The sequence below is a fragment of the Novosphingobium percolationis genome (genome assembly GCF_020179425.1).
GTDB lineage: Bacteria > Pseudomonadota > Alphaproteobacteria > Sphingomonadales > Sphingomonadaceae > Novosphingobium > Novosphingobium percolationis.
In genome coordinates this window covers 159,257-179,819 of sequence record NZ_JAILYM010000004.1, presented here as the reverse complement: position 1 = coordinate 179,819, position 20,563 = coordinate 159,257, and the positions used below count along the sequence as shown (strand labels likewise).

The following is a 20,563-nucleotide window of genomic DNA, read 5'->3' as shown; positions in this document are numbered from 1 at the left end:
TCCGATCCCCGCAGAGTATCCCGATGTCTGAAACGCGACGTGCCGTCGCCCGCCACACGCTGCATCTGGCGCTGGCTGTCCTGCTTGCGGCGACATTTGCGGCAGACCTGATGCTGCCGCTGGGAACTGCCGTCTGGGTGATCTACCTGGTGCCGACGGTGCTCGCGTTCCTTTCGGATCGGGCGTGGGTGCCGGTTGCCTCGGCCATGGTGGCGACAGTGCTGACCATCATCGGCTTCCATTTCGCGCCCACCGGGATCGATCCCGCCGTGGCGATCGTCAACCGTTCGCTGGCGACGGTGGTGGAGATCGCGCTGGCCGGGATCGGGGCGCTGTTCATTCGCTTTCGCAACGAGGCGCAGGCCCAGCAATGGTTGCGCGAGGGCGAGGCGGGGCTCGCCAACGCCATCGCCGGTGAGCAGGGGCTGGACGACCTGGCCCACGCGGCGCTGGCCTTCATCGCGGGCTGGACCGGCGCCGAGGCGGGTGCACTTTATGTCCGTGATGGCGAAGGCTTCGCGCGCCGCGCGACCCTTGGCGTGCCCGCGGGCGAGGCCGTGCCGGAGCGTGTGGCGCGGGGCGAAGGTCTGGCAGCACGCGCGGTTGCCGAGCGGCGGACGCTGGTGCTCGACAACCTGCCGGCCGGCTATTTCACGTTCGGCTCGGCGCTGGGCCGGGCGGTGCCGCCCCGCCTGCTGATCGGGATCACCGAGGTGGACGATACGGTCAACGCGGTGATCGAACTGGCTTTGCTCGGCGAGAGCGGTGCGCTTCATACGGACCCGGTGGCCTATCTCGAGATGATCCGGCGGCAGCTTGGCCTCGCCATCCGGTCGGCGAAGTATCGTGCGCAGTTGCAGGCGCTGCTGGGCGAGACACAGCAGCAGGCCGAGGAACTACAGGCGCAGAGCGAGGAACTGCGCGCGGGCAACGACGAGCTGGAAGCGCAGGCGCGCGCGCTGCAGGCTGCGCAGGCGGAGATGGAGCAGCAGCAGGCGGAACTGGAGCGCAGCAACGTCCAGCTGGAGGAACAGACCCGTTCGCTGGAGGCGCAGCGCGACGAGCTGGCGCGGGCGCAGGCTTCGCTCAAGGCGCAGGCGGGCGAGCTGGAACTGGCCAGCCGCTACAAGAGCGAGTTCCTGGCCAACATGAGCCACGAATTGCGCACTCCGCTCAATTCCCTGCTGATCATGGCGCGATTGCTGGGTGACAATCGCGGCGGCAATCTGAACGAGGAGCAGGTGCGGTTTGCCCGCACGATCGAGACATCGGGCAACGACCTGCTGACGCTGATCAACGACATTCTCGATATCTCGAAGATCGAGGCGGGCAAGCTCGACCTGCAACCGCGCCGGGTGCGGCTGGCTCCGCTGGTGGAGAAGATCGCGCAAGGCTTCCGCGCCTCTGCCGAAACCAAGGGGCTGACCTTGCGGACCGCGATCGACGCAAGCGCGCCGCATGAGATCGAGACCGATCCGCAGCGGCTGGAGCAGGTGCTCAAGAACTTCCTGTCGAATGCGATCAAGTTCACCGACAACGGCGAAGTGGCGCTGGAAGTGCGGCGGCAGGACAGCCATCGCCTCGCCTTTGCGGTGCGCGACACCGGCCCCGGCATCCCGGCCGAGCAGCAGGACGCGATCTTCGAGGCGTTCCGGCAGGCCGACGGCACGATCAGCCGCAAGTACGGCGGCACCGGCCTTGGCCTGTCGATCTCGCGCGAATTGGCGCGGCTGCTGGGAGGCGGCATCGCGCTCGATTCGACGCCGGGGGTGGGCAGCACCTTCACGCTCGACCTGCCCGACGCCTACGAGCCTGCAGCGGTGTTGCCGCCGCCGCCGCCCGTAGCGCGCGCGGCGGCGCCCCCGAGCGCGCCCGCGCCCAGGCCGAAGCTGCATCCTGCAACCGCCGATGATCGCGAGGATCTTTCCGGCGATGCGCGGGTGATCCTGGTGGTCGAGGACGATCCGGTGTTCGCAAGCATCCTGCGGGATCTGGCGCACGAGATGGGCTTCCAGTGCCTGATTGCAGGGACAGCGGACGAAGGCGCGCTGATGGCGCGGCAATACGTGCCGCACGCGGTTATCCTCGACATGAACCTGCCCGACCATACCGGGCTGTCGGTGCTCGACCGGATCAAGCGCGATGCGCGCACGCGGCATATTCCGGTGCACGTCGTCTCGGTCGACGACGATACGCTGGCGGCCCTGTCGAACGGGGCGGTCGGCTACCTGCTCAAGCCCGTGCGGCGCGAGGCGCTGGTCGGCATGCTCGAAGGGCTGGAAGCGCGCATGGAGCAGCGCCTGCGCCGCGTGCTGGTGGTCGAGGACGACGTGGCGCAAGCCGAAAGCGTGCGCTACCTCCTCGCCTCGCGCGAGGTGGAGACGGTCGAGGCGCACAGTGCGGCGGCCTGTCTCGAGCGGCTGGGGGCGGAAACCTTCGACTGCATGGTGCTCGACCTCAACCTGCCGGACATGCCGGGGCTCGACCTGCTGGAGAAGCTTTCAACCGACGAGAGCGTCGGATTTCCGCCGGTGATCGTCTATACCGGGCGCGATTTGTCGGCCGAGGAAGAGCTGCGGCTGCGGCGCTATTCCAAGTCGATCATCGTCAAGGGTGCCAAGAGCCCCGAGCGGCTGCTCGATGAAGTGACGCTGTTCCTGCATCAGGTGGTGGCCGACCTGCCCGAGCCGCAGCGGCAGCTATTGGCCAAGGCGCTGACCCGTGATGCGGCGCTGGAAGGGCGGCAGATCCTGATCGTCGAGGACGACATCCGCAACGTCTATGCCCTGACCAGCGTGCTGGAGCCGCATGGCGCGCGGGTGCGCATCGCGCGCAACGGGCTGGAGGCGCTGGCTGAGCTGGACAAGGCGGCCAGGGGTGAGGCGCTGCCGATCGACCTGGTGCTTATGGACGTGATGATGCCCGAGATGGACGGCCTGACCGCCACGCGCGAGATCCGCAAGCAGGGGGTCTGGCGCGACCTGCCGGTGATCGCGCTGACCGCCAAGGCGATGGCGCGCGACCAGCAGGAATGCCTCGATGCCGGGGCGAACGACTATCTCGCCAAGCCGCTCGACGTGGACAAGCTGCTGTCGCTGGTGCGCGTGTGGATGCCGCGATGAGCCCCGAAGCGACGGCGCTTGCTACGCCCCAGCCGGTCGAGGACATCGAGCTGGACTTGTTGCTCGATGCGATCTGGCGTCGGCACCAGTTCGATTTCCGCAACTATTCGCGCGATTCGCTGAAGCGGCGGATGGACCGGGCGCGGGTGCATTTCGGCTGTTCCACACTGTCGCAGCTGCAGGAGCGGGTGCTGCACGATCCGGCGGTGCCGGGCACGCTGATGGGCTTCCTGACCATCCAGGTCAGCGAGATGTTTCGCGATCCCGCCTATTTCCGGGCGCTGCGCGAACACGTGGTGCCGCACTTGCGCACCTGGCCTTCGCTGAAGGTGTGGATCGCGGGCTGTGCCAATGGCGAGGAGTTCTGGTCGCTGGCGATCCTGTTTCGCGAGGAAGGGCTGGAGGAGCGGACGATCTTCTATTGCACCGACATCAACCCGGCCGCGCTCGAAAAGGCGAAGGCTGGGATCTACGATCTGGAGCGGATTCCCGACTTCACGCGAAACCATCGGGCGTCCGGGGGTAAGGGATCGTTGTCCGATTACTACACCGCCGGTTTCGGCGCGGCGCGCTTCGATCCTTCGCTGCGGCGTCGCGCGGTGTTTGCCGACCACAATCTTGCCAGTGATGCGGTGTTTTCCGAAGTCCAGCTGGTTTCGAGCCGCAATGTGCTGATCTATTTCGACAGGCAGTTGCAGGACCGCGCGCTGGGCCTGTTCGCCCGTTCCCTGACGCGCGGCGGCTTCCTGGGGTTGGGAGCCAAGGAGACCTTGCGCTTTTCCCGCCATTCCGACCTGTTCGGCGATTTCGTGGCGGACGAGAAGATCTATCGCCGCAATGCGACCGCGATCAAGGAGGCCGTCGATGGGACCGATTGACACGGTGCGCGTGCTGGTGGTCGACGATGTCGAGGAAAACCTGCGCGCGATGGAAGCCCTGCTGGGGCAGGACGGGATCGAGGTGGTCAGGGCGCGCAGCGGGTTCGAGGCGCTGGAACTGCTGCTCAAGCAGGACTTCGCACTGGCCCTGCTCGACGTGATGATGCCGGGCATGGATGGTTTCGAACTGGCCGAACTGATGCGCGGGATAGAGCGCACGCGCGGGGTGCCGATCATCTTCCTGACCGCGCTCGCCACCGATGAACAGCGCCGCTTTCGCGGGTTCGAGGCAGGTGCGGTCGACTATCTGCTCAAGCCCGTCGATCCGCAGGTGCTTTCGGGCAAGGTGGCGGTGTTTGCGCAGCTGGCGCGGCAGCGGCTGGAACTTGCGCGCCAGCGCGACGAACTGGGGCTGGTGCTGTCCCGCCTGCGCGCGCACAGCGACAATTCGCCACTGGCGATCATCGAGATCGACGCCGACCTGCGCGTCATCACCTGGACGCGATCGACCGAGCGGATGACCGGATTTTCGCGCGATGCGGTGCTCGGCGTGCATCTGTCGCAAGTTCCCTGGCTGCCCGAGGATGGCCGCGCCTGCTTCATCGGCGCGATGCAGGCATTGCTCGACCGGGGCGAGGCGAGCGAGACGCTGCATCACGGGCTGGTGCGCGCCGATGGTTCCGCGATCGATGGCGAATGGTACTGTTCGTCGCTGCCCGAGGCCGACGGGCGGGGGACGCTGGCCCTGCAGGTGCTCGACGTGACCGAGCGCCGTCGCGCCGAGGAAACGCAGGCGCTGCTGGTGGGCGAGTTGAACCACCGGGTGAAGAACTCGCTGGCGACGGTGCAGGCAATCGCGACCCAGAGCGTGCGCCATGCCGCCTCGCCCGCCGATTTCCTGAGCACCTTCACCGGGCGGTTGCAGGCATTGGCGCGGGCGCACTCGCTGTTGAGCGCGGCAACGTGGGAGGGCGCGAGCGTGGGCCAGCTGATCGGCGAACAACTGGCGCTGGGCACAGTCCCGGCCGAGCGGCTGTCTGCCAGCGGGCCGGAGGCGCAGCTTGCCCCTGAACCGGCGTTGCGGCTGGCGCTGGTGTTCCACGAGCTGGTCACCAATGCGATCAAGTACGGGGCGCTGTCGAACGGAACCGGGCGCGTGGACGTGGATTGGCACCTGGAGGGCGATATACTGGTGCTGGGCTGGCGCGAAAGCGGGGGCCCGCCGGTGCGCGCGCCCGAGCGGTCCGGCTTTGGCACGCGACTGATCGAATCGAGCCTGGGCGGAAAGGCGCATCCCGAATTCCGGCCCGAAGGCCTGTGCTGGACGCTGCGCATCCCGCTGGGGCAGGGCGCTTCGTGTGCGGTGCCGCCCGCTTCGGCAGCACGGCAGGTGGCGCAGGGCCCGACACGTTCGCTGGCCGGGCGGCGGGTGCTGATCGTGGAAGACGAGCCGCTGGTAGCGATGGAACTGGAGATGTTGCTGGAGGATGCCGGTGCCGTGCCGCTGGGCCCTGCGACCACGTGCGCCGAGGCGCTGGCGGAGATCGGGCGCGGCGGGCCGGACATTGCCCTGCTCGACGGCAATCTCCACGGCGAGCGGGTTGACGAAGTGGCGACCGCGTTCGACCAGGCGGGCGTGCCGTTCGCCTTCGTCAGCGGCTATGGGCGGGAGAACCTGCCCCCCGCCTTTGCCGACCGCCCGGTGGTGGGCAAGCCTTTCGCCGCGGCGCAACTGCTGACGGTGGTAGGGCAATTGCTGGAAGCCGGAAACGTGCGGCGCACGGGATCAAATGTCGCCGTGCCGCGTTGATGGGGCACGTGAGCGCATGATGACCTGGTGAGGGCGTCGGCCGAAAGGCTGGCGCCCTCTTTTTTGTGCGTTTCAGAGGCTCCAGTAGCGTACCGACGTGGGCAGCGTATCGGGCTGCAGCGCGGATTTGACGTCCACCAGCACGCCACCTTCGCGGACCATTCCCGCCAGCGTCCCCATCGGCAGCCCGACGAATTCGCGGTGCGACACGGCGAAGATCAGCGCGTCGAGATCGGTCAGGTCTTCGAAGGCCGAGAGTGTGACGCCGTATTCGCGCGCCGCGACGGCCGGATCGGCCAGTGGATCGTGAATCAGCGGGGTAATGCCGAATTCGGCCAGCTCGCGGATGATGTCCTCAACCTTGGAATTGCGGATGTCGGGGACGTTTTCCTTGAACGTAAGGCCAAGGATGCCGACGCGCGCCTGCGCCAGCGGACGCCCGGTGCTGGCCATCATCTTGACCGTGCGCTGCGCGATGTAGCTGCCCATGCCGTCGTTGATGCGGCGGCCCGCCAGGATCACCTGCGGGTGATAGCCGAGCTGTTCAGCCTTGGCAGTCAGGTAGTAGGGATCGACGCCGATGCAGTGCCCGCCGACCAGGCCGGGATAGAAGCGCAAGAAGTTCCACTTGGTGCCCGCCGCCGCCAGCACTTCGCTGGTGCGGATGCCGACGAGGTCGCAGATCTTCGAGATCTCGTTCATCAGCGCGATGTTGATGTCGCGCTGGGTGTTCTCGATCACCTTCGAGGCTTCCGCCACCTTGATCGAGCTGGCCTTGTGGATGCCCGCCGTCACGACCGAACCGTAGAGCGCGGCAAGCGTTTCGAGCGTGGCTTCGTCCTGCCCCGAAACGACCTTCACGATCTTTTCGAAGGGGTGTTCCTTGTCGCCCGGATTGATGCGTTCGGGGCTGTAGCCGAGCGTGAAGTCGGTGCCGCTTGTCAGCCCAGACACCTGCTCGATGATCGGCGCGCAGACTTCCTCGGTCGCGCCTGGATAGACGGTCGATTCGAACACCACGATCGCGCCCTTGCGGATGACCTTGCCGACCGTGCGGCAGGCACCGTCGAGCGCGCCGAAATCAGGGCGGCGGCTTTCATCGACCGGGGTGGGTACGGTGACGATGATCACCGGGCAATCGGCCAGCGCCTGCGGATCGTCGGTCACTTCTAGGCGGCTGGCGGCGAGTTCGGCTGCCGTGATTTCGTTGGTGTAGTCGATCCCCGCCTTCAGCGTGGCGATGCGGTGGGCGCTGATGTCGAAGCCGACCACGCGGTACTTCCGCGCGAACGCGACCGCGAGCGGCAGGCCGACGTAGCCGAGGCCGATGACACCGATGGATTCGACAGGGTTGTTCACGAGGTCTTCGTTCCGCTTCCGCTTGCAGGTCGGCCATGTGCGCCGAGGTCGGACGCGCTCATGCCACGCGAACCCTTCCATACCCGTAAACGCCGCAAGAGCGGGCGGAAATCCGTCGCTCGCCCGGGAAACGTTTTTCCACAAGCATGACGGAGCCTTTTGCATTAAGGGCGCGATGAATCGCTGATTGCAGGGAGATGACAATGTCCGACACCGCCACGCTTTCCGCTCCGGAAGCGCCCGTGCAGGCCCCTGCCGCCAAGGCTGTTCGCAACGACTGGAGCCGCGAGGAGATCGCCGCGCTGTTCGACCTGCCGTTCACCGAGCTGGTGTTCCGCGCGGCCGAGGTTCATCGCACGCACCACCGCGCGGGGGAAGTGCAGTTGTGCACGCTGCTGTCGATCAAGACCGGCGGCTGCCCCGAAGATTGCGGCTACTGCTCGCAGTCGGTGAAGGCAGACAGTGGCGTCGAAGCGACCAAGCTCATGGAAGTGCAGGCCGTGCTCCAGTCCGCCGCGCAGGCGCGCGATGCCGGCTCCAAGCGCTTCTGCATGGGCGCCGCCTGGCGCAACCCCAAGGCGCGCGACATGCCCGCGATCATCGAGATGGTGAAGGGCGTGCGCCAGATGGGCATGGAAACCTGCATGACGCTGGGCATGCTGGACGAGGCGCAGGCTGCGCAGCTCGCCGAGGCGGGCCTCGATTACTACAACCACAACATCGACACGTCGCCCGAACGCTATGGCGAGGTGATCACCACGCGCAGCTTCGCCGACCGCCTCAAGACGCTCGACAACGTGCGCGGCGCCGGGATCAACGTCTGCTCGGGTGGCATCGTCGGCATGGGTGAGACCCGCGCTGACCGTGTCGGGTTCGTCCACGCGCTGGCGACGCTGGAGCATCACCCCGAAAGCGTGCCGGTCAACGCGCTGGTGCCGATCAAGGGCACCGTGCTGGGCGATATGCTGGCCGACACGCCGCTCGCCAAGATCGACGACATCGAGTTCGTGCGCACCGTCGCGGTCGCCCGCATCACCATGCCGCTGTCGATGGTGCGCCTTTCGGCTGGCCGCGAGAGCATGAGCGAGGCGACGCAGGCGCTGTGCTTCATGGCCGGGGCCAATTCGATCTTCACCGGCGACAAGCTGCTGACCGCCGCCAACGCGGGCGACGATGCCGACGCCGCGATGTTCGCGCGCCTTGGCCTCAAGCCGATGGAAGGCGAGGAGCCGCTGCGCGCGATGAAGGCGGTCGGCGGTTGCTCCGGCGGGTGCGCGGCGTGAGCGCGGTGGAGGCAGGGGCGGTGACGCTTTCCGCCTCCGGCCTGTGGCAGGTGCACAAGGCCGATCTGGCGGCGCTGGGCGAACGCGCGCGCTTGCGCGCGCTCACCCCCCGCCGGGGTATCGACTTTGCCTCCAACGACTACCTGGCGATGTCGTCTTCGGCGCGTCTGGCGCAGGCGGTGCGCGATGCGATCGCGCGCGGGGTGCCGCTGGGCTCGGGCGGATCACGGCTGTTGCGCGGCAACGATCCCGAGCACGAAGTGCTGGAGGCAGAAGCCGCCGCCTTCTTCGGCAGCGAATCGGCGCTTTTCTTTTCGGCGGGTTATGCCGCCAATGCCGCGCTGCTTTCTACCCTGCCGCAGCGTGGCGACCTGATCATTCATGATGAGCTGGTCCACGCCTCGATGCACGAAGGCTTGCGGCTGACGCGCGCGACGGCGGTGTCCGCAGCGCACAACGATCCGCAAGCCTTCGAGGATGCGGCGCGCGAATGGCGCGCGCGCGGCAATACCGGGCGGATCTGGCTGGCGTTCGAAACGCTCTATTCGATGGATGGCGACATTGCGCCCGTCGATGCCTTTGCTGAAGTGGCACAGCGCCACGATGCAATCATGTTCATCGACGAAGCCCACGCCACCGGCGTGTTCGGGCGCGACGGGCGCGGGGTTGCGGGCCACCTCGATGGCCGTCCCGACACGGTGATCCTGCGCACCTGCGGCAAGGCGCTGGGCTGCGAAGGCGCGCTGGTGCTGGGGCCGCGCGTGGTGCGCGATTTCCTCGTCAACCGGGGGCGGGCGTTCATCTTTTCCACCGCGCCGTCGCCGCTGGTCTGCGCCGCCGTGCGCGAGGCGATCCGGATGCTGGCCGATGAGCCGGAACGCCGCGACCGCCTGTCCGCGCTGGTGCGCCACGCAGAGGCACGGCTGGCCCCGCTGGGCGCTCTGCCGAGCGGATCGCAAATCCTGCCGCTGATCCTGCACGACGATGCGCGCACGATGGCGGTGGCCGACAAGTTGCAAAAGGCCGGATTCGACGTGCGCGGCATTCGCCCGCCGACGGTGCCGCAGGGCACCAGCCGCCTGCGCATCTCGCTGACGCTGAACGCCACGGCCGACGATGTCGACGCGCTGGCGTCGACACTGGAGGAGGCCCTGAAGTGAGTCGCTTCGTCGTTACCGGAACCGACACCGGAATTGGCAAGACGGTGTTTTCGGCAGCCCTGACCGGGGCGATGGGTGCACATTACTGGAAGCCGATCCAGTCGGGCCGCGACGATGGAGCCGATCACGACGTGGTCATCCAGATGGGCGGCGTGCCCGAAAGCCGCGTGTTGCCCGAGGCCTATTTCCTCGAAACGCCCTGTTCTCCGCATCGCGCGGCAGAAATCGACGGCGTGGCCATCGACTTGTCGCGACTGGCATTGCCCGACCTGTCGCCGCTGGTGGTCGAAGGCGCGGGCGGGGCGCTGGTGCCGATCACGCGCAATACGACATATGCCGATGTGTTCGCGTGGTGGAACGTGCCCGCAATCGTGGTCGCGCGCACCAGCCTTGGCACGATCAACCATACGCTGCTGACGATCGAGGCGCTGCGCGCGCGCGCGGTACCGATCCACGGGGTGGCCTTCGTGGGCGACGAGGTGGCCGACAGCCAGATGACGATCTGCGCAATGGGTGGGGTGAAGCAGCTGGGCCGCCTGCCCCGGCTCGACGTGCTGACCCGCGCGAGCCTGACTGCTGCCTTTGCCGATAACTTTCGTATCGAGGACTTCGCCTGATGGCCTCGCCCGTCTGGCATCCCTTCACACAGCACGGACTTCAGGAGCCGGTCCCGCTCGTCACCCATGCCGAGGGGGCGGCGCTCTACACCGCCGATGGGCGCCGCGTGCTCGATGCGATCTCGAGCTGGTGGGTGACCACGCACGGCCATTGCCACCCGCGCATCATGGATGCGATCCGCGCGCAGGCGGGCAAGCTCGACCAGTTGATCTTTGCCGGCTGGACGCACGAACCCGCAGAGCAGGTCGCCGCCGGACTGGTCGAGATCATGCCGCGTGACCTGACGCGGGTGTTCTTTTCGGACAGCGGATCGACCTGCGTCGAAGTGGCGCTGAAGATGGCGTTGGGCTTCTGGGCGCACCGGGGCTCGGACCGGCATCGCATCCTCGTGCTCGAACACAGCTACCACGGTGACACCATCGGCGCGATGTCGGTGGGCGAGCGCGGGGTGTTCAACCAGCCTTATGCCCCGCTGCTGTTCGACGTGGGCACGATCCCGTTCCCGACCGGCGATGGCGCGGCCACGCTGGAGGCGCTGGAAGTGGCCTGTCGCGCGGGCGCAGCGGCGTTCATCGTCGAGCCGCTGCTGCTCGGTGCGGGCGGGATGCTGGTCTATTCGCCCGAAATGCTGCGCAGCATGGCGGCGATCTGCCGCGCGCACGACGTGCTGTTCATTGCCGACGAGGTGATGACCGGCTGGGGCCGCACCGGCACCCTGCTGGCCTGCGAACAGGCTGGCGTGGTGCCGGATATCCTGTGCCTAGCCAAAGGCTTGACCGGCGGATCGATGCCGCTCGCCGTCACCATGGCGCGCGAGGAGATCTTCATGGCGCACTGGTCCACCGACCGGGCGAAGATGTTCTACCATTCATCGAGCTACACCGCGAACCCGATCGCCTGCGCCGCCGCCGCGGCGAACCTGGCGATCTGGCGCGAAGAGCCGGTCCGCGCACGCATCGCCGCGCTTGGCGAACGCCAGCAGGCGATGCTGGACCGGCTTGCCAGAGTGCCGGGCGTTACCAACCCGCGTCGCTGTGGCACAGTTGCGGCGATCGACGTGGAAGTTCCGGACGGCGGCTATCTCTCGACGCTCGCACCGCGGCTGATGGCGCTGTTCCGCGAAGCCGACGTGCTGCTGCGGCCGCTGGGCAACACGATCTACGTCATGCCGCCCTATTGCCTTGATGAAGCCGACCACGGCCTGATCGAGGCGGCGATCGTCAAGGGCGTGGAGGCTGTGGTGCGTTCGACAGGGGCGGGTTCGGCAGGGGCGGGCTGATCGGCGCGGTGGCGACAGCCACGGGCGCGCGGCGTACGGTCAGTACCTTGACCGGCTTTTCGAGCATCTGTCCTTTCAGCCCGCCTTCGCCTGCCGTGGGCGAGAGCGGCGCGTCCCAGATCCGGCGCACCACGTCCATGCCTTCCACGACCTGCCCGAACGCGGCGTAGCCTGCCTGCACGTCGGGATCGGTCGCTTCGGGATTGGCGTCGAGGCCAGGCATGTCCGACAGCATGATCGAGAAATCCGCCGTGGCGGTGCCGGGGGCAAAGCGCGCCATCGAGATCGTGCCCGCCTTGTGCAGCACGCCGGTCTGGCTGGTGGGTTCGTGCGCGATAGGCTTGAGGCTCTTGCGCACGTCGCCGCGCAAGCCCGCCTGGACAAGGCCATTGGGCGGCGTACCCCAATCGAGATGCATAGCGCGATAGAAGACGATGCCGTCGAACCGCTTGAGATCGACGTAGCGCAGGAAATTGGCGGTGGTGATCGGCGCATGCTTACCGTCGAGATCGAGCACGATCGGGCCGAGTTCTGTGGTCATCGTGACGCGCACGCTGTCGGCCAGCGGGATTTCGGGCGGCGGGGGCGGAGCGCGATGGGGCAGCGCCTTGCGCGGCGCGGCGGCGGTGAGCGCCAGGAGCAAGGGCAGGGCGGCGGCAAGGACGAATCGGCGGTTCATGGGGAGCATGGTTAACCCATCCCCACGGGCAGATACACAAGGCAGCACTTACTCTTCACTGAGCGCGGCGGGCCTATCCGGAACACTGCCAGAAGCAGGATGCCGCCCGGAGACCCCATGATTCGCTTCAATATTTCCGCCAAGCTAGTTTCAGCTTTCGCCTTCCTTCTTGCGGTAATGACCGCGATGGGGCTGTTCGCGATGTCGCAGATGGGCGAGGTCAACACTCTTTCTGCAGAGATGCGGGCGCGCTGGCTGCCGGCGTCGCAGAACCTGGGCGATATTCATGCCTACATCTCGCAGTACCGGATCAAGGAAGACGACATGGTCGACGGCCATTCGCCCCGGACCGAGAAGCTGCTCCGCAACGCGGGTGCGGTGATCGACGGACTGATCGGCGACTACGAGAAGCTGGGGATCACCGGCCCGCAGAAGGCGGTGTTCGACGATTTCAAGACCAAGTGGCAGGCCTACCTCTCCGACACCGAGAGCCTGATCCAGCTCGCCCAGACCGACAATGCTGCGGCCAAGGCGCGCTTCGATGGCGAAACGCTCGACCTGTTCTATGCGACCGAGGACAGCGTGCTGACGCTGATCGACCTCAACACCAAGAACACCGCGCAGATCTCGGCGGGCACCGACAAGCTCTATGCACAGTCCCGCACGTTCCTGCTGGCGGCGATCGGCGCAGGGCTGGCCAGCGCGGTGGTGCTGATGTTCCTGTTGATGCAGAACATCGCCCGACCGATCAACCGCATGAGCGAGATCGTCGGTCGTCTCATCAATGGCGATCATGGCGTTGAGATTCCGGCGCTGGGTCGCAGCGACGAGCTGGGCAGCCTTGCCCGTGCGCTCGACCGTTTCAAGGAACTGTTCGCCGCCGATCATGCGCGTGCCGAGGCAGAAAAAGCCCGCGCCGCCGAGACGAAGGCGACGATCGAGGCCATCGGCGGGGGCCTGGCCGCACTGGCCGAGGGCAACCTGACGCATCGCGTGCCCGAAACCGGCAGCGGCGAATTTGCCAAGCTTCATGCCGACTACAATGCCTCGGTGGCGGCGCTTTCGGGCGTGCTCGGGCAGATTGCCGATGGCTGCAACACGATCAAGCTGGGGGCGAACGAGATCGCTTCGGCGGCGTCGGACCTGTCGGACCGCAGCGAGCAGCAGGCGACGTCGCTGGCCGAAACGGCGCGTACGCTCGCCGAGTTTACCGGCACCGTGAAGATCACCGCCGACAATGCGCGCCAGACCAGCAGTCGCCTGACCGTGGCGCGCGATACCGCGGGCCGGGTGGAGGACATCGCGCGCCGCGCGGTCGACGCCATGCGCAGCATCGAAGGCTCGTCGCGCGAAATGGCCGACATCGTCAACGTGATCGATGGCATTGCCTTCCAGACCAACCTGCTCGCGCTCAACGCGGGCGTCGAAGCGGCGCGTGCGGGTGAATCGGGCAAGGGGTTCGCGGTCGTCGCCAACGAAGTTCGCGCGCTCGCCCAGCGCAGCGCCGATGCGGCCAAGGACATCAAGGCGCTGATTGGCACCAGCACCGAGCAGGTCGGCGGCGGTGTGTCGCTGGTGGAAAGCAGTGGCGATGCCTTGCGTCAGATCGTGGGCGAAGTGGCCGCCGTGTCGAACCTCGTCGAGGAGATCGCCGAGGCGGCGGAGCGGCAGGCGAGCGGCATCTCGGACATTTCGGCGATGGTCGCGGCGATGGATTCGTTCACGCAACAGAACGCGGCTATGGTCGAGGAGACATCCGCCGGAACGCGAAACCTGTCGGTGGAGACCGAGGCGCTGGTGCAGCAGGTCGGGCGCTTCCAGGTGGGGCGAAACCTCGGCAGCGGCGGATCGAGCTGGGCGTCGGCGCCGGCCATGGCGGCGCTCAATCCGGTCGAGGTGGCGCCGTTCGTGCCCGAGCCAGGTCCGCCATCGGTTGCGCCCGCGCCCCGACCGCTGCCTGCTACGGCGTTCGAAGGCGGCGCGGCCCGCCGCGTCGAAGAGGAAGACTGGTCGGAGTTCTGAGGCGGCAGGGCACGCCGCATCAGGGGAATCCCCGAGGATGCGCTTGGCTTCATCCTAACCAGATCCGCGTATTTCCAAGGAGTTGGATTGGCTTTCAGCGATCGAGTCGCCTCGCCAATCACCGCCATTTCTCAGGAACCTCCAAGGAGCGATCGATGTCGAAAATCATCCGCAAGACCGCCTGTGCAGCGCTGGCCGCTCTCGCCCTTTCCACATCTGTGGCGCCCACCGCCGCCTTTGCCCAGCCCGCTGCCTGGATTGCGCAAGTGGCGCGCGCGATCGCGTCGAAGCAGACCTACCCGCGGACCGCGCAGATGCGCGGCGAGGAGGGCACTGCCAAGGTCAAGGTCTACATTTCCGCCACGGGCGCGGTCGAGCGCACCGAGCTGATCGCACCATCCGGGTCGGCCACGCTTGACAAGGAAGCGTTGGCGCTTCCCGCGCGCGCCGGAATGTTGCCTGCCCCGCCCGCGGGCGCGACGGCGGTGACCGTGCCGATCACCTGGAAACTGCTGTAAGTCGTCCCTCCCCGGGCCCTGGAGGGCGGCAGGTCCGTCGGACCTTGCCGCCCTTCCTCTTGGGGGGCGGCCTCAGTCGGGCGTCAGCACCATCTTGAGCGCGCCTGCTTCGCGCGCTTCGAACATGCGATAGGCTTCGGCGCCCTGCGACAGCGGCAGACGGTGGCTGATGTAGCGTTCGGGGCGCAGGCGGCCCGACTGCACCAGCGGGAACAGGGCGGGCAGTTCTTCCGGCACCGAGCAGGTGCCGGTACGGAAGGTGAGGCCCGCCGCAAACGCGCGTTCGAGCGGGAAGGGGAAGCGGCGCGATTGCTGCACGCCGATCACCGAGACGGTGCCGCGCGGGCGCACCAGCCGCAGCGCGAAATCGACGGTCTTGTCATGGCCCACGACTTCGACCGCGCTGTCGAGCTTGCGCCCGTGGGTGTCGGCCTTGATCCGGTCCATGGCCTCGTCCGGGTGGAGCGCGATCGCGCCCGACTCCTCGGCCAGCTTGCGCCGTTCGGGGATGGGGTCGATGGCATAGACCACGTGCGCGCCCATGATGAAGGCACTGTCCACCACCATCAGGCCGATGGGGCCCAGGCCCACCACAGCAACGCTCGATCCCGGCGCAATATCGGCCATGCGCGCGCCGTACCAGGCGGTGGCCATGGCATCGGTCATCATGAGGGCCTGTTCGGCGTCTATGCCTTCGGGGATCTTCACCGCGTTCATGTCGGCGGCGGGCACACGCACGGCTTCGGCCTGCGAGCCTTGCAGCTTGGCCGACAGGCCGTAGCAGCCCGAGCCGTTGTTCTCGCACAAGTTGACCACGCCCGCGAGGCAGGCGCGGCAGGCCCCACAGCCGACGGCGGCGGGGATCATGACCTTGTCGCCGGTCTTGAGCCTGTGGACCCCCCGGCCTACCTCGACCACTTCGCCCACCGCTTCGTGGCCGACGCAGAAGCCCACGTCCTCGGAAAAGCCGTGGCCGTGATAGATGTGCAGGTCCGATCCGCAGATCGAGCAGGCATCGACCTTGACGATCACGTCACGGTCGGACTGGAGCACGGGATCATCCATGCTTTCGTGGCGGATGTCCCGTTCGCCGTAGTAGCGCAGCGCCTTCATCGTCTCTCTTCCCTCAGATCGCGCGGTCGCGGCCGGCCCAGAACGGCTCGCGCAGCTTGCGCTTGAAAATCTTGCCCGAATCCTCGCGCGGCAGGCTGTCGGCGAAGTCGATCCGACGCGGCACCTTGTAGGCGGTCATCACCCGGCGCAGCTCGGCCTTGAGGTCGTCGGCGTGCAGGTCCGCGCCCGGCATCGGCTGGACTACGGCCATCACGCTTTCGCCGAATTCTTCATCGGGGATGCCGAACACCGCGCAATCGGCAACGCCGGGCAACTTGTGCAGTTCGGCCTCGATCTCGGCGGGGTAGATGTTGGCTCCCCCTGAGATGATCATGTCGTTCTTGCGATCGCACAGGTAGAGGAAGCCGTCGGCGTCGAAATAGCCGACGTCGCCCGGCGTGATCAGGCCGTACTTTTCCATCGCGGCGCGCTTTTCGGGCGCGTTCTGGTAGGTGAACTCGGTCGCGATCCGGCTCTTGCCGATGACTTCGCCGACCGTTCCGGCAGGCACGTCGTTGCCCTGCTCGTCGACCACGCGCAGGTCGACGCCTGGCATGACCCTGCCGACCGAACCGGGGTGCGCCAGCCATTCTTCCGATGTCAGACTGGCGACATTACCCATCTCGGTCGAGCCGTAGTACTCGTTGATGACCGGCCCCCACCATTCGATCATCGCGCGCTTGACCGGCGGCGGGCAGGGTGCGGCGGCGTGGGTGATGAAGCGCAGCGACGAGAGGTCGTACTTGCGCTTCACCTCTTCGGGCAGGCGCAGCAGGCGGTTGAACATGATCGGCACCATGTTGAGGTGCGTAATCTTCTCGCGGTCGATCAGCGCGAGCAGTTCCTCGGCATCGAACCGCGGCGTCACGACGACGTTCGCGCCCAGCCGGATGGAAAAGGCAGAATGCGCGTTGGGTGCCGAATGGTACACCGGGCCGATCACAGCCGTGACGATGCTTTCGGGCGCTGCACGGCCTTCGATCACGTCCATGTAGCCATAGGAGCGGCCCAGCATCAGCGTGACGGCTTCGGCCTGCTCGGGCGTTGCCGGGGTGCGGCGCACGCCCTTGGGGCGGCCGGTCGTGCCCGAGGTGTATATGATCGAGGCAAGCGGCGGCAGCGGCTCGCCTGCAAAAGGCGCGGCAGCGTCGACCAGTTGGCCCCACACCGGAAGGCCCCGCGGCAGGGGAGTTTCGCCAATGTGGTAGGCATTGCGGATCTCGGGCGGCGTTTCGACCACGATGACCTTCAGGCCCTCCGGAATGGCGTCCGCGATCGGTGGCAGCAGGTCGGCATGGATCAACAACAGCTTCACCCCGCTGTCGCGCAGCAGGTATCCTGCTTCATCGGGGGTATAGTGCCAGTTCACCGGCACGGGATAGGCACCGACGATCCCGGCAGCGAACGAGGCTTCGAAATAGGCAAGGTCGTTGCGCAAGTAGAACGCGACGCCATCGCCCGGCACGATGCCGATTTCGCGCAGGACGGTTGCAGCCTTTCGGGCGCGCTCGTCGAATTGTGCAGGGTTCAGCGTGACATCGCCGCTCTTGATCCAGCCCATCGTCTCTCTCCCGGAACGTGTGCCGAAAGGCCGGACGCGCCCGCAGCGCGTCCGGCCCCCGACCGGTCAGGTCAGCGTGCGTTGCTGCGCACGTATTCCTGGATCTTCTGCTTGCCGAGCTGGCTCATGTGGACTTCTTCGGGACCATCGGTGAGCCGCACGAAGCGGTTGAGCGTGAAGAACGAGGCGACCGGGGTGTCCCCGCTCACGCCCATGCCACCGTGGACCTGGATCGCGCGGTCGCACACGGTCTGCGCCATGGTAGGGGCGACGACCTTGATCGCGGCGATCAAGTCCTTGGCCACCTTGTTGCCATAGCGATCCATCGCGTCGGCGGCCTTGAGCGTCAGCAGGCGGGCCATTTCGACTTCGCAGAAGCTGCGGGCCACGTCCTGGCGGATGCTGGACTGGTCGGCCAGCTTCTTGCCGAAGGCGACGCGGCTGTCGGCGCGACGGGCCATGAACTCGAGCGCGCGCTGGGCCTGCCCGATCGAGCGCATGCAGTGGTGGATGCGGCCCGGCCCGAGGCGCCCTTGCGCGATCTCGAAGCCACGCCCTTCGCCCAGGATGAGGTTCTCGGCCGGAACGCGCACGTTGTCGAAGCGCAGCTCGCATTCGCCGCCGGGCGAATTATGCGAACCGAACACCGACAGGTGGCGCACGATGGTGATGCCTGGGGTCTTGGGCTCGACCAGGATCTGCGAGTGCTGGGTGTGGCGATCACCATCGAAGCGGCTCTTGCCCATCACGATCCAGATGTCGCAACGCGGGTGCATCGCGTTGGAAATCCACCACTTGCGCCCGTTCAGAACGTATTCGTCGCCGTCGCGGATGATCGACAGTTCGAGGTTGGTGGCGTCGGACGAGGCGACCTGCGGTTCGGTCATGACATAGGCCGAGCGGATCTCGCCATCGAGCAGCGGCTTGAGCCACTTTTCCTGCTGTTCCGGGCTGCCGAACTTGGCCAGCACTTCCATGTTGCCGGTATCGGGCGCGGAGCAGTTGAACACCTGGCTCGACCACGGCACGCGGCCGAAGATTTCGGCGAGCGGGGCGTATTCGAGGTTGGTGAGGCCCGGCGAGAGTTCGCCATATTCGTGCGGCAGGAACAGGTTCCACAGGCCGAGCGCCTTGGCCTTGGCCTTCAGCGCCTCCATCCCAGGCCATTCCTTCCAGAGGTTGTTCTGGTCGTGGACGAAGTCTGTGTAGGCCTGTTCGTTGGGGTAGATGTGCTCGTCCATGAAGGCTTCGATCTGTGCGATCAGGCCCTTCACCTTGTCGGTATGTTCGAAAATCATCGTCGTTGCCTCTTTGCGATAATCAGAGTGAAAGACCGCCATCGACCACGAGCGTGTGGCCGGTGACGTAAGATGCCAGCGGGCTGGCGAGGAAGATTGCGGCGCCGGCCATGTCGGCAGGGGTGCCCGCGCGGCGCTGGGCGATCGCGGCGAGCGCGCCTTCCAGCCGCTGCGGGTTCTGCGTGGTGACCTTCGTCAGCTTGGTATCGACAAGGCCGGGGGCGAGGCCGTTCACACGGATGCCATCGGCGGCATAGGCCTGCCCCAGCGTCTTGGTCAGGCTGATCGCGCCTGCCTTCGATGCGGCATAGGCGGGGTTGCCGATGTTGGCCTTCAGTCCCGAGATAGAGCTGACGATCACGATCGAACCTTGCGTGGCCGCCAGCGCGGTGCGGAACTTGCGCGAACAGTGCATCAGGCTGTCGAGGTTGACGGCCATGACCTTGTCCCAGCCTTCGCGCTCGAACTCACCGCGGCGGTACACAACGGTGCCCTGGCACAGCACCAGCACGTCGAGCCCGTCGAACGGTGCGGGCGCGGCCTCGATCGCATCGGGATCGCCCACGTCGACGCAGGTATAGCCGAGGCCGGAAAGGTCTGACCCGTCGGCGGCGTCATAGTCAGCCGCGCTGGCGCGTGTGCCCCAGACGTGGACGGTCGCGCCACGCTGGCGGAAGCCGTGCGCGATGCCGTTGCCGATGCCGCTGGAGCCGCCCACGACCAGCACGTGTTTGCCGGAAAAGTCGGTATCGTCGATCATGCAGTGTGTCCTTGCTTATCCGATGCGGCGCAGCGCGCGTTCGAACAGGTCGATGGTGTGGGCGTGGAGGCGGTCGCCGATCTCGCGCGGGGCCTTGCCGGCACAGGCCCGCGCGTTCGATCCTTCGAGGATGATGCCGAGCTTGTAGCAGGCGAGCACCGCGAACCAGTCGACATGCGACAAGTCGCGCCCGGTCTGCTGGCCGTAGCGGGCGATCATTTCCTCGATCGTGGCAAAGCCTTCCCACGGGGTGATGGCGACGTCGGTCGCACGGCGCACGCCGTCTTCGGGCCAGGTCGCGGCGAGCCAGCCGAGATCGAGCAGCGGGTCGCCCAGCGTACACAGCTCCCAGTCGACCACGGCGGCCAGTTCGCCGCTGTCGTGCCGGAACATCACGTTGGCGAGGTGGAAGTCGCCGTGGATCAGGCCGGGCTGGAATGTCGGCGGGATGTTGTCCTCCAGCCAGCGGGCGACCTTGTCGACGCCGGGGATCGCCTGGGGACCGGTCCAGCCGGGGAACTCCTGGTAGCTCTTGAGCTGCGAGGCCCAGCGTCCGACCTGACGGCCCAGCCAGTTGTCGACCTTGCCGAAATCGGACAGGCCCACCGCCACGTAATCCACCTTGCTCAGCGCCGCGATGGCATCGACCATGGACAGGCCCATGCGGTGGCGGACCGAGGCGTCACCGGCGTGGAGCGGTTCCAGCCCTTGCGTGGCGTTGAAGCCGTCGATCGGCTCCATCAGATAGAATGCCGCGCCCAGCACGCTGTCGTCCGCACAAGCGGCGATCAGGCCGGGATGGGGCACGTCGCTGTCTGCCAGTGCGGCCAGCACACGCGCTTCGCGGCGCATCGTCTCGTTCGAATTGGCGCGCAAGTGCGGCGGCGGTCGGCGCAGCACATACGTGCGCCCTGCGCGGGTGAACCGCAGCAGGATGTTCTGCGTGCCACCTGCAAGCGAGGTCACGCCTTCCAGCGGACCGGATCCCAGCCCCTGTTGATCCATCCAGCCTGCCAGCGTCGTCATGTCGACGCCCGGAATTACCTCCGGCTCGCTCACGCATCCTCCACTCATTGCGTTCGAAGCATCGCAGCTCCGAATCT

General features: G+C 66.9%; 16 protein-coding genes. 9 read left to right on the top strand and 7 right to left on the bottom strand.

The window, feature by feature from the left end; genetic code table 11:
• The first annotated feature begins 23 nt into the window (after nucleotides 1-23).
• From K3A84_RS12180 to K3A84_RS12170, 3 genes are read left to right on the top strand one after another with little or no spacing between them, the layout of a single operon-like run.
• Nucleotides 24-3,122 carry a response regulator gene (locus K3A84_RS12180; RefSeq protein ID WP_225009620.1) on the top strand — a complete coding sequence of 1,033 codons (3,099 nt, stop codon included), beginning with the start codon at nucleotides 24-26 and terminating at the stop codon, nucleotides 3,120-3,122.
• Nucleotides 3,119-4,000 carry a CheR family methyltransferase gene (locus K3A84_RS12175; protein ID WP_225009619.1) on the top strand — a complete coding sequence of 294 codons (882 nt, stop codon included), beginning with the start codon at nucleotides 3,119-3,121 and terminating at the stop codon, nucleotides 3,998-4,000. Before K3A84_RS12180 ends, K3A84_RS12175 begins: the two co-directional genes overlap by 4 nt.
• A complete protein-coding gene (locus tag K3A84_RS12170) occupies nucleotides 3,987-5,810 on the top strand; it encodes a response regulator (protein WP_225009618.1) in 1,824 nt (607 codons plus the stop codon). The genes K3A84_RS12175 and K3A84_RS12170 overlap by 14 nt, the downstream gene beginning before the upstream one ends.
• 72 nt (nucleotides 5,811-5,882) lie before the next feature.
• On the opposite strand, the gene K3A84_RS12165 is transcribed toward K3A84_RS12170, so the two are convergent.
• Nucleotides 5,883-7,169, bottom strand: coding sequence for a nucleotide sugar dehydrogenase (locus K3A84_RS12165; RefSeq protein WP_225009617.1), 1,287 nt, complete (start codon nucleotides 7,167-7,169; stop codon nucleotides 5,883-5,885).
• Between the two features lie 197 nt (nucleotides 7,170-7,366).
• Between K3A84_RS12165 and bioB the strand changes: the two genes are divergently transcribed.
• Genes bioB through K3A84_RS12145 form a run of 4 tightly spaced genes read left to right on the top strand, consistent with a single transcriptional unit; the run spans nucleotide 7,367 to nucleotide 11,509 of the window.
• Nucleotides 7,367-8,452, top strand: coding sequence for a biotin synthase BioB (bioB, locus tag K3A84_RS12160; RefSeq protein WP_404823149.1), 1,086 nt, complete (start codon nucleotides 7,367-7,369; stop codon nucleotides 8,450-8,452).
• Nucleotides 8,449-9,612, top strand: coding sequence for an 8-amino-7-oxononanoate synthase (locus K3A84_RS12155; RefSeq protein ID WP_404823148.1), 1,164 nt, complete (start codon nucleotides 8,449-8,451; stop codon nucleotides 9,610-9,612). Before bioB ends, K3A84_RS12155 begins: the two co-directional genes overlap by 4 nt.
• Nucleotides 9,609-10,229, top strand: coding sequence for a dethiobiotin synthase (bioD, locus tag K3A84_RS12150; RefSeq protein ID WP_225009615.1), 621 nt, complete (start codon nucleotides 9,609-9,611; stop codon nucleotides 10,227-10,229). Before K3A84_RS12155 ends, bioD begins: the two co-directional genes overlap by 4 nt.
• Entirely contained in the window at nucleotides 10,229-11,509 is a 1,281-nt protein-coding gene (locus K3A84_RS12145) for an adenosylmethionine--8-amino-7-oxononanoate transaminase (protein WP_225009614.1), read from the top strand. The genes bioD and K3A84_RS12145 overlap by 1 nt, the downstream gene beginning before the upstream one ends.
• On the opposite strand, the gene K3A84_RS12140 is transcribed toward K3A84_RS12145, so the two are convergent.
• Complete coding sequence (locus K3A84_RS12140; RefSeq protein WP_225009613.1) at nucleotides 11,451-12,188, bottom strand: peptidylprolyl isomerase; 738 nt, start codon at nucleotides 12,186-12,188, stop codon at nucleotides 11,451-11,453. The two genes, K3A84_RS12145 and K3A84_RS12140, sit on opposite strands and share 59 nt — an antisense overlap.
• A gap of 117 nt (nucleotides 12,189-12,305) precedes the next feature.
• On the opposite strand from K3A84_RS12140, the gene K3A84_RS12135 reads away from it, so the two are divergent.
• Both K3A84_RS12135 and K3A84_RS12130 read left to right on the top strand, forming a co-directional pair.
• Nucleotides 12,306-14,210: a HAMP domain-containing methyl-accepting chemotaxis protein gene (locus tag K3A84_RS12135; protein ID WP_225009612.1), complete on the top strand. Its 1,905-nt coding sequence runs from the start codon at nucleotides 12,306-12,308 to the stop codon at nucleotides 14,208-14,210.
• 155 nt (nucleotides 14,211-14,365) lie between these two features.
• Nucleotides 14,366-14,728 (top strand): energy transducer TonB, encoded by a 363-nt coding sequence (locus tag K3A84_RS12130; protein WP_225009611.1) that lies wholly within the window; start codon nucleotides 14,366-14,368, stop codon nucleotides 14,726-14,728.
• Nucleotides 14,729-14,800: 72 nt separating this feature from the next.
• On the opposite strand, the gene K3A84_RS12125 is transcribed toward K3A84_RS12130, so the two are convergent.
• The 5 genes from K3A84_RS12125 to K3A84_RS12105 all read right to left on the bottom strand — a co-directional run bounded on the left by K3A84_RS12125 (nucleotide 14,801) and on the right by K3A84_RS12105 (nucleotide 20,519).
• Nucleotides 14,801-15,841, bottom strand: a complete 1,041-nt coding sequence (locus tag K3A84_RS12125; protein ID WP_225009610.1) for an alcohol dehydrogenase family protein — start codon at nucleotides 15,839-15,841, stop codon at nucleotides 14,801-14,803.
• Between the two features lie 13 nt (nucleotides 15,842-15,854).
• Entirely contained in the window at nucleotides 15,855-17,402 is a 1,548-nt protein-coding gene (locus K3A84_RS12120) for an acyl-CoA synthetase (protein WP_225009609.1), read from the bottom strand.
• Nucleotides 17,403-17,473: 71 nt separating this feature from the next.
• Entirely contained in the window at nucleotides 17,474-18,700 is a 1,227-nt protein-coding gene (locus K3A84_RS12115) for an acyl-CoA dehydrogenase family protein (RefSeq protein ID WP_225009608.1), read from the bottom strand.
• A gap of 22 nt (nucleotides 18,701-18,722) precedes the next feature.
• Nucleotides 18,723-19,460, bottom strand: a complete 738-nt coding sequence (locus K3A84_RS12110; protein WP_225009607.1) for an SDR family NAD(P)-dependent oxidoreductase — start codon at nucleotides 19,458-19,460, stop codon at nucleotides 18,723-18,725.
• 15 nt (nucleotides 19,461-19,475) lie between these two features.
• Nucleotides 19,476-20,519: a phosphotransferase family protein gene (locus K3A84_RS12105; protein WP_225009606.1), complete on the bottom strand. Its 1,044-nt coding sequence runs from the start codon at nucleotides 20,517-20,519 to the stop codon at nucleotides 19,476-19,478.
• Nucleotides 20,520-20,563: the final 44 nt, after the last annotated feature.